5 protein-coding genes are annotated in these 1,907 nt (G+C 32.7%); 1 reads left to right on the top strand and 4 read right to left on the bottom strand.

Going from position 1 to position 1,907, the window contains the following annotated elements; all coding sequences use genetic code 11:
• Nucleotides 1-239 (top strand): hypothetical protein (locus VNJ50_RS14035; RefSeq protein WP_325582924.1); only part of this gene is annotated, 239 nt, incomplete at its 5' end.
• Between the two features lie 398 nt (nucleotides 240-637).
• Here the strand turns inward: VNJ50_RS14035 and VNJ50_RS14040 are convergent.
• From VNJ50_RS14040 to VNJ50_RS14050, 4 genes are all read right to left on the bottom strand, one after another.
• Nucleotides 638-1,036 (bottom strand): hypothetical protein, encoded by a 399-nt coding sequence (locus tag VNJ50_RS14040; RefSeq protein WP_325582925.1) that lies wholly within the window; start codon nucleotides 1,034-1,036, stop codon nucleotides 638-640.
• Nucleotides 1,037-1,059: 23 nt separating this feature from the next.
• A complete protein-coding gene (locus VNJ50_RS15675; protein WP_414652902.1) occupies nucleotides 1,060-1,359 on the bottom strand; it encodes an AtpZ/AtpI family protein in 300 nt (99 codons plus the stop codon).
• Nucleotides 1,256-1,696, bottom strand: coding sequence for a polymer-forming cytoskeletal protein (locus tag VNJ50_RS14045; RefSeq protein WP_325582926.1), 441 nt, complete (start codon nucleotides 1,694-1,696; stop codon nucleotides 1,256-1,258). Before VNJ50_RS14045 ends, VNJ50_RS15675 begins: the two co-directional genes overlap by 104 nt.
• Nucleotides 1,697-1,708: 12 nt before the next feature.
• A partial coding sequence (locus VNJ50_RS14050; RefSeq protein ID WP_325582927.1) for a hypothetical protein occupies nucleotides 1,709-1,907 on the bottom strand: 199 nt, incomplete at its 5' end.

A 1,907-nucleotide genomic window follows, 5' to 3' on the forward strand; every position in this document is an offset into this window, starting at 1 on the left:
AAAAAACGAGTAACACCTATAGTAATTTAAAAAATATGAAACCTTCATCCAGAAAAAAAGGAGCTCGCATCATCCTAGTTGTAAGTTTAATTCTTTTAGGTGCTTTTGTAACATTAATCATAATTGGCGATCAAACTGAAAAGCAACGTTTAGGAGCGATTCTTGGTGCAATATCCTCACTTTGTTTGTCTGCTAGTATGTATTTGTCAATTTTAAAAATGAATAAAAAAGCTCAATAAATATTTTGAACTTCTAAAAAACTAAACTCATTAATCAATCGGTATTGAATGAAAACAGACCTAACGTATTTGCGTGTTTTTACAGTTTCTTTAATTTTAATGGGTGTCATTTTAAAGATCTTAAAGAATGACTATGCCCAATTTGTATTGTTAACAGGAGCCTTATTAGGTATTTACCTTGGCACTAAAAAAAGGTAAGCCTTTTATTAAAAGTGATTTTATCAAAAACTAAAACTTTGAATTGTAGTTTTAAGGAGTTGAAGTTGCAACCTTATTAAAATTGTCACCATTCCAGATTTTTCATTTATTGACTCCTTTCCGTTTTAAATACCGATATCCCAGTGCGATAATGATGACAATAATTGAAATTAAAAAGCCTTTTTCCTTCACAAAAACTCTTAACTTTTTTGAAGAAACTTGGTAATAGAATAGACTTCAAAACCCAGATAGATAAAATACGGGATAAAAAAATTGAAAATATCCGGTTGTTTTTTCTCGAAGTCTGATAAAATTAAAGGCAAAAGGAATAAAATAGCGAGCATCATTTTTGTCAATGTACATGCCATAAATAAAACAAAAATATCAGTTTGCCCTTGAGAAAATCGATAATTTATAACGCTATAAAACAAAGTCGTAACGCCTAAATGGAACACATAAATTTGCCAAATCGGGAAAAATAATTTTAACTCTGTTCCAAAATAAGACAGCAAATATCCATGAATACCAAACACCACTGCACTTAAAACAAGTATTTGGAACAAAAAATTGAGTTGTCTGGTCTTAAAAGCTTTATTCATTGCATTGAAATTAGTGTGGACAATTAATTATTGCCTTTTGAATCTGCAATAATACGCCTTATCACAAAAATAACTGCAAGAATTGTGGAACACAATGATAATATTATGGTCCACAAATTATTCTCGTTACCAAAATGATCATCGATTTTAACACCGACAAAACTGCCAATTGCAACTATAGCAATCATCTGGAATGCTATTGAAGAGTATTTGGCATAATTATTTAACGAGTTGTTCTTTTTTGGCGGGCGTGTCATTGTTTTGTGACGGTTTAGAATTGTTGCCAAATTCATTTTGGCTACCGCGCATAACACAAGTTGCATTGAACGTTGCGCCTGGCTCAACAGCAAATTTACCAACTTCTACTTCGCCTTCAACAAAAGCTGACGACTTCAGTGATAGCATTTCCGTAAGGATTAACTTTCCTGAGAATTTTCCTTCAATATCGGCATTTGCTCCATGTAGTGTGCCGTTGATGACACCCGTTTTTCCAAGAACAACTTTGCCTGGAGTTTTGACATTTCCTTGCACCGTACCTTCTATCCTGAAATCGCCATCACTTATAATATCACCGGTAATGGTCGTTCCTCTTGCAATGGTGTTTTGTTGGTTAACGGATTCTAAAATTGATTTTGCTTTTTTGGGCTTTTCTGAAAACATAATTTTGGTTGTTTATTGGGTTTCTAGGTAGTTTTTGAGATTTTTATGTCGTTGTACAATTTCATAATTTACAGATGAGATCGCCATATATGGTCGTGTAATATTTACTTTTCGCTCTTGCAGTAAATCGGCAAAACCAGTTGCACCTTCTATACTTTTTAATCCATGAACGGTAACAAAAACAGTATTTTTATCGTAAATGTCCTTAGAG

Source organism: Gelidibacter sp. (assembly GCF_035577925.1).
Classification (GTDB): Bacteria; Bacteroidota; Bacteroidia; order Flavobacteriales; family Flavobacteriaceae; genus Gelidibacter.